This window comes from Methyloceanibacter sp., assembly GCF_050728395.1.
Classification (GTDB): domain Bacteria; phylum Pseudomonadota; class Alphaproteobacteria; order Rhizobiales; family Methyloligellaceae; genus Methyloceanibacter.
In genome coordinates this window covers 1-6,026 of record NZ_JBOHJB010000134.1, presented here as the reverse complement: position 1 = coordinate 6,026, position 6,026 = coordinate 1, and the positions used below count along the sequence as shown (strand labels likewise).

Annotated in this window: 9 protein-coding genes; 3 read left to right on the top strand and 6 right to left on the bottom strand. The window is 59.0% G+C overall.

What is annotated here, in order from left to right:
- Positions 1 to 6 precede the first annotated feature (6 nt).
- A complete protein-coding gene (locus ACREC7_RS15395; RefSeq protein WP_431556575.1) occupies positions 7 to 171 on the top strand; it encodes an EamA family transporter in 165 nt (54 codons plus the stop codon).
- A gap of 36 nt (positions 172 to 207) precedes the next feature.
- Here the strand turns inward: ACREC7_RS15395 and ACREC7_RS15390 are convergent, their stop codons facing one another.
- Together ACREC7_RS15390 and ACREC7_RS15385 are read right to left on the bottom strand one after the other, a co-directional pair.
- Entirely contained in the window at positions 208 to 843 is a 636-nt protein-coding gene (locus ACREC7_RS15390) for a nucleotidyl transferase AbiEii/AbiGii toxin family protein (protein WP_431556573.1), read from the bottom strand.
- The gene (locus ACREC7_RS15385) at positions 825 to 1,307 is read right to left on the bottom strand and encodes a helix-turn-helix transcriptional regulator (RefSeq protein ID WP_431556574.1); all 483 of its coding nucleotides are present in this window, start codon (positions 1,305 to 1,307) and stop codon (positions 825 to 827) included. The genes ACREC7_RS15390 and ACREC7_RS15385 overlap by 19 nt, the downstream gene beginning before the upstream one ends.
- Positions 1,308 to 2,150: 843 nt before the next feature.
- Here ACREC7_RS15385 and istA point away from each other — a divergent pair.
- Both istA and istB read left to right on the top strand, forming a co-directional pair.
- A complete protein-coding gene (gene istA / locus ACREC7_RS15380) occupies positions 2,151 to 3,164 on the top strand; it encodes an IS21 family transposase (RefSeq protein WP_431556572.1) in 1,014 nt (337 codons plus the stop codon).
- Positions 3,161 to 3,946 (top strand): IS21-like element helper ATPase IstB, encoded by a 786-nt coding sequence (gene istB, locus ACREC7_RS15375; protein ID WP_431556571.1) that lies wholly within the window; start codon positions 3,161 to 3,163, stop codon positions 3,944 to 3,946. Before istA ends, istB begins: the two co-directional genes overlap by 4 nt.
- 72 nt (positions 3,947 to 4,018) lie before the next feature.
- Here istB and ACREC7_RS15370 read toward each other — a convergent pair whose 3' ends face one another.
- From ACREC7_RS15370 to ACREC7_RS15355, 4 genes are all read right to left on the bottom strand, one after another.
- The gene (locus ACREC7_RS15370) at positions 4,019 to 4,450 is read right to left on the bottom strand and encodes a hypothetical protein (protein WP_431556570.1); all 432 of its coding nucleotides are present in this window, start codon (positions 4,448 to 4,450) and stop codon (positions 4,019 to 4,021) included.
- Entirely contained in the window at positions 4,447 to 4,752 is a 306-nt protein-coding gene (locus ACREC7_RS15365) for a hypothetical protein (protein ID WP_431556569.1), read from the bottom strand. The genes ACREC7_RS15370 and ACREC7_RS15365 overlap by 4 nt, the downstream gene beginning before the upstream one ends.
- A 79-nt stretch (positions 4,753 to 4,831) precedes the next feature.
- Positions 4,832 to 5,647: a hypothetical protein gene (locus tag ACREC7_RS15360; RefSeq protein WP_431556568.1), complete on the bottom strand. Its 816-nt coding sequence runs from the start codon at positions 5,645 to 5,647 to the stop codon at positions 4,832 to 4,834.
- 4 nt (positions 5,648 to 5,651) lie between these two features.
- Positions 5,652 to 6,026: site-specific integrase (locus ACREC7_RS15355; protein WP_431556567.1), on the bottom strand; the 375-nt coding region annotated here is incomplete at its 5' end.

The following is a 6,026-nucleotide window of genomic DNA, read 5'->3' as shown; positions in this document are numbered from 1 at the left end:
GCCCGGATCGGACCGAGACGGGCGGGGACGTTCATCTACCTGATCCCGGTGTTCGGCGCGATCCTCGCCTTCGCGTTCCTCGGCGAAGAACTGCAGCTCTACCAGTTGGCGAGCGCGGCGTTCGTCTTCCTCGGCATCGGCATCATGAACTGGAAACGCGCGCCGACTTGAATACGTAGGCCGTCGGCCCCGCTGACAGGCCACAAGCTAAGCCAACGCTTGTCTGACAAGCACGACACACTCGTCAAAGTTGCGGGGGTAATCCAGAACCTCCAACGCGGCGAAGTCCTCGCGCAACGTCACATCATGCCTAGCGATCCGCTCGAGGACAACTTCGCGGCGACCGCGAAGAATTGGTTCGATCGATCGCAACGAGTGCGGCTCCTTCTCGCAGACCATTGCTAGGTCAAAAATATCGCGCGCCGTGAATCGATCGCCGCGATGCCAGATTTTCTTGGCCACGATTTCCGCTGATGTTTCAACATTGACATCGCGATCGAACAAACGCTCGATGGTGGTCGGATTATCCGTGAGGGGGGTTGACGCAACGAAGTCAATCTCCCCTTCCCCAAACCGCAGCTTCAAGGAGGCAGCTTCTTCGACGTAGTCGGTGGTCAGCGACTCGGCGGTGTCATTGAGTCGCGGCGTTAAATAGTCGAGCCACTGCCGGTCCGGAACAAAGATATCGATATCCTTGCTGAAGCGGTGGCGGTGTCGTCGCATCAACACCGTACCGCCTCCGAAGCTCCAGGTAAGGTCCACTCCCGCGACACGCGTCGAATCGATAAGCTGCAACGCACGCTGGAATAACGTTTCCCAGATTTTTAGACGATCTTCGACCACTCGTATACTGGCTCAGTTGCGCCCACCTCCCGGGCGATTGCGGCCAAGCTCTTCTCGACTTTCCCAGGTTTTGTCCAGAGACTTACTTCGCGCAGTAGGCCCCGCATCATGGAAGGACTCGCCTCCTCGAGAAGTAGGCGGAAGTGGGGTTTCTTTCCCCGAGGAACCTTGCCGCTAAGCAAAGCACGTATCAGTTCCGCTTCCGTTAGCGGCTCTTTAAAGCTGACGCTCGCGGTTGTCGTCGCCAAACGGAGGAAGTCAGGACGGTGGGGTTTGGGAGCCGGTTGAACAGCAAGCGTAAGACCCACGTTCTCAAGGAGCGCTTGCAGTTTGTTAGCGCCAAGGTCGGGGAATGTGCCCATCTCGAGGCGATTCAAGGTCACGCGAGACAAGCCCGCTGTTTTCGCAAGTGCCGCCTGCGTCAAGCCCCGGGCAATTCGTGCCCGGCGGATTGCGTGGCCCATTTCCTGTAAGCGCACGGGATGCTCAAATGTTAAACATATTTAACTTTATAAGGTAAGAGCCTAGCCGTCAAGTCAGAGCTAGCCCCAGCAAATATGATGACCTGCTAGCCACTTGCGTTATAAAGCACTATAGTATACTATAGTAACACAGATGGATTGGAGGCTCTCGTGCGAACCATAGATGTTGATTTCGACGTTTTCAAAGCGCTCACTGCGCGTCGTGCTAACGAACAGATTAGCGAGAACGACGTTCTTCGGAGTCTACTCGGACTGTCGTCAAAGCGGAGTCCGACCGCTCAGATTGCGGCCGATACCGCAGACGACTGGATTGTTAAGGGCGTGCGGTTCCCGTCAGGTACCGAGTTTCGCGCAAGTTACAAAGGACAGACGTGGCTCGGTCGCGCGGACCATGGGGCCCTGGTTGTAAACGGACAGCGGTTCGATACCCCATCGGCGGGCGCGGTATACATCACCAAGACCCCTACGAATGGCTGGACGTTCTGGGAGTCCAGAATCCCAGGTCAGTCGTCTTGGCAAATCATCAAAGCGCTGCGTCGGAAGAACTGAGAACGGGCCTTCTCTGACCTGCTCCGCATTCTCAGTGCCATGCGGAAGTTAGTAAGGTTGGCGGGCCAAGTTTGGCGGGATGCAGGTCGATGACGCCATCGACCGCACCTGATTCGGTCCTGTCGGCAACCCCTGCAGCTCACGCTCGAGCGCCACCTGTGCCGACGCCCGACGCCGGCGTACCGTTAGCTGTTAGCGCCGGAGTAATACTGACCCACTGCGTCGGAGTAAAACTGACCCACCCGGGCGATGATCGCGGCTTTTGGGCCGCCGAGCATGTTGACCCAGGAGCAGGTCGTGGAGATTCGCGTGATAGCCCGACGGGGCATGGGGATACGGCAGATTGCGCGGGAACTTGGTTGTTCGCGCAACACGGTTCGCCGGTATGTGGAAGACCCGCAGGCAGCGCGGTACGGACCGCGGCCGGCGCGGGCGACCAAGCTGGCGCCGTTTGAGGCGCATGTGTGCGAGCGGATCGAGGCGGCGAAGCCGCGCTGGATTCCGGCCGTGGTGCTGTTGCGGGAGATCCAGGACCGTGGCTACGCCGGCGGTCTCACACAGTTGAAGATGTTCATCAATCCGCTGAAGCGGGTCCGGGACGATCCGGTGGTGCGGTTCGAGACACCGCCGGGTGTGCAGATGCAAGCCGACTTCACCGTGATTCGACGTGGGCGTGACCCGCTGCTCGCCTTCGTCGCCACGCTGGGCTACAGCCGCATGAGCTTTGTGCGCTTCACAACCGGGGAGGATGCCGCGACATTGTGTGCCTGCCTGCGCGAGGCACTGCTGGGTTTCGGCGGGGTGCCGCAACACGTCTTGTTCGACAATGCCAAGACGGTGATCGTTGAGCGCAACGCCTACGGCGACGGCGCGCACCGCTGGCACGCTGGCGTGTTGCGCTTGGCGGACGAGTTCGGCTTCGGGTTGCGGGTGTGCCGTCCTTACCGGGCGAAGACGAAGGGCAAGGTCGAACGCTTCAACGGTTACTTGAAAGGCAGCTTCCTGGTGCCGCTGGCGGCGACCCTGAAGAGTTCTGGCCTCAAGCTCGATGCGGTGGCCGCCAATGTGCATATCGGCCGGTGGTTGAGCGAAGTGGCCAATGCGCGGGTTCACGCCACCACCAAGGAACGGCCGGATCGGCGTTTGGTTGTGGAACGGGCCGCACTGCTGCCGCTACCCACCAGCACCCCGCTGCCGTTGCCGGCGCCACGCTCGACCTGGCCGCTGCCGGTGGAGAGCCTGCAGCATCCGTTGTCGGTGTACGCAGTGCTGACCGAGGTGCCGGCATGAACCTGCAACATGACCGGATCGCGGCCCTGTGCGGCGAGCTCAAGCTGTATCGGATCGCCAGCGACTGGTCGCCGATCGCGCAGGAGATTGCCCGGCAGGAGTTGAGCCTCGGCGACTTCCTGGAGCGTTTGCTCAACGGCGAGCACGGCGCGCGTGGCGAGCGGCAGCGGCAAACCCTGCTCAAGCTGGCGACCTTGCCCGGGATCAAGACGCTGGAGCAGTTCGACTTCGCCTTTGCCAGCGGTGCGCCGCGGGCGCAGATCCAGGAACTGGCGGCGCTCACCTTCATCGCGCGCACCGAGAACATCGTCCTGCTCGGACCCAGCGGCGTGGGCAAGAGTCACATCGCGCTCGCCTTGGCGCATCGCGCGGTGATGGCCGGCATCAAGACTCGTTTCATCACTGCCGCCGACCTCATGCTGCAACTCGCCACCGCCAAGAGCCAGGGTCGACTGAAGGAATACTTCAATCGCGCCATCCTCGGCCCACGCTTGCTGGTCGTCGACGAAATCGGCTATCTGCCGTTCGGCCGCGAGGAAGCCAATCTCTTCTTCAATGTCGTGGCGAAGCGCTACGAGCGCGGCAGCATGATCTTGACCAGCAACCTGCCGTTCACCCAGTGGGCCACCGCTTTCGCCGACGATGCGACGATGACCGCAGCGCTGCTCGACCGCCTTCTGCATCACGCGCATATCGTTCAGATCAGCGGCGAGAGCTACCGACTCAAAGACAAACGCAAGGCGGGGCAGACCCGTGGCAGAACGACCGCCACCACCACCTGAACCAAGAATTACCCAGGACGCCAGGGTGGGTCATTTTTACTCCGACGAAATCAACCGTAAGTGGGTCAGAATTCAACCGACGTTGACACCAAGCTCATCGGTCCAGCTATAGACGCCCTTCGGCGAGTACCTAAATACCTGTAGCGCAATATCGTCCGCGCGCGCGATGCGCTCCGCAACAACAAACGCGAACAGTCCCGCGATGCATCGGAAATCGAAACAATCGGCCGGTACATTGTCAGGAACGACCAAAACCCAAGGCGCGTATTCGTCGAGATTGGCGGTGCGCGCCCACCCGTCCAGAATCAAGACGGCAATGTTCGGCGCAAGACCTTCCCTTCTTAGGCCGTGTAGTTTGCGCCCATAGGGCGGCAATCGAAGCCGCGTACGCGCTTGCAGGTTCGCAACGTGTTGAGGTACGCTCGCAGATGCCAATGCAGTAATGGATGTACCCGCCCCCTCGCCGCTGCCACGGCAGGGGGCTTCGCTTTCTTGGGGCTTCATTTCGTGGCCCCATTCTGCTGGCGCACCCAAGCAAAGAAGCGGTCTGCGTCAAGCAGTACCTTTCGACCGACCCGAACGACTGCGCCGATTTCAAGCAAGCCGTTGCCACGAATCGTGCCCTTGGTCGTTCGGCGCTTCTGTGCTTTGAAAATCAGATTGCGGAGAGCGGCGGCTGTGAATGCCGGCTGGGCTCTTGCGAATTGCTCTACTGTGTAAAGCGTTTGGCCTGGCGACAGGTCTAGATGCGCTCCCTTGAGAGCGGCAGACGTATTGCTGGTGTCTTGCTGAGTTTGTGAATGCATCTTGGGACTCCTCGGTGGTTGAGGACTCCCATTCAATCCATATTGGTTCGCTGAGTTAAATAGCTGGCTTTCTCTTGGTTTATTCTTGGTCTTTTCTAGCCACCCATTTCTTGTCGTCAATCATACGGGAACGTTGTTGCAGCGTTCGATGCGTCTTGCTGGAGTACAAGGTGCGCGTGCTCGCATTGTCTCTCCATTTCGATGCACAGATTTTTTCAACACTTTCGAGATAGTAAAAACCGCCCGCGCCTCCTGGTGATTTATTCTTGGGAACGCGGCAGGTGGCGAACACGCTCCCGCTGGTTCGCATCGCCTTTTCAAACCGGGCGTACTTGACTCCCAGGCGGTCAAACAAAACGTTGCGCTTCACAATCGTTTCGCCGGTGTGCGCTTCTTCGCTGGGCTCTGTCTTCACTTCCGGAATGGCACCTTTCTCGCGGCCTAACGCTTCTACTACGGCAGGTGCGGCAACGTCGGCTCGCCGCAGCAACACCGGAGTGCCCGGAAGCGGAACAGTAGCTATGCGGCACGTTTTGCGGAATGCGTTCAGTTCTGCGCGGGAAACGCGAGTCTTTTCGGGGTCGCATGTGCCATCACCATTGAATGCAAGAGAGGTTGCGCGCAATTGGTTTCCTTCGAGTTGCTTCAAAAGCTCTTTGAATAGTGCAACTGATTTGCCAAGGTGTTTATGTTGCGATTTCCTGTTAAGTAGAACGTCCGCTGATGGCGCCCCCCAAAAAATAGGATCGCGTCCCGTCAATAGGCAAGCTGCATCAAAAACGGTGAAATCGTCGACCGTGGAGAACAGAGCGATGGCTTCTTTATTCTGGCGATCTAGCGCCCGCTTGGAGCGTGCTCTTACTTGTCCGATGTTTTCACAATCATTCGCGCTCATGGCCTTAAATCCCCAGCCGCGCGGCCAGTTTCTCGCCGGTCGCCACAATGTGGCCGTCTGACAGATGGGAATATCTCGATACCATCTGCATGGTGCGGTGGCCTAATAGCTTGGAAATCTCCACCAGCGAAACACCCGACATAGCCAAGTAACTGGCAGAGGTATGCCTCAAGTCGTGCCAATGAAAATCAGCTATTCCAGCGGTCTTTAATGCGGCCTCCCACGGTGCCCGGAGGTCGAGGTATTCCGATTTCTTCGCGGCGGCAGTCGGTGGAAATATTCTGTCATCGGTCAGGCTCCGCACCTTGGCGCGTTCCTGGAGCAGCGTGAATGCCCCAGACACTAGCGGCAGAGTGCGAGTGTCGCCGTTCTTCGTGGC

Bases quoted from the DNA above. Each gene is read 5' to 3' on its own strand.
- istA (WP_431556572.1), top strand. From the start codon at position 2,151: ATGTTGACCCAGGAGCAGGTCGTGGAGATTCGCGTGATAGCCCGACGG.
- ACREC7_RS15360 (WP_431556568.1), bottom strand. From the start codon at position 5,647: ATGAGCGCGAATGATTGTGAAAACATCGGACAAGTAAGAGCACGCTCC.
- ACREC7_RS15385 (WP_431556574.1), bottom strand. From the start codon at position 1,307: ATGGGCCACGCAATCCGCCGGGCACGAATTGCCCGGGGCTTGACGCAG.
- ACREC7_RS15365 (WP_431556569.1), bottom strand. From the start codon at position 4,752: ATGCATTCACAAACTCAGCAAGACACCAGCAATACGTCTGCCGCTCTC.
- istB (WP_431556571.1), top strand. From the start codon at position 3,161: ATGAACCTGCAACATGACCGGATCGCGGCCCTGTGCGGCGAGCTCAAG.
- ACREC7_RS15370 (WP_431556570.1), bottom strand. From the start codon at position 4,450: ATGAAGCCCCAAGAAAGCGAAGCCCCCTGCCGTGGCAGCGGCGAGGGG.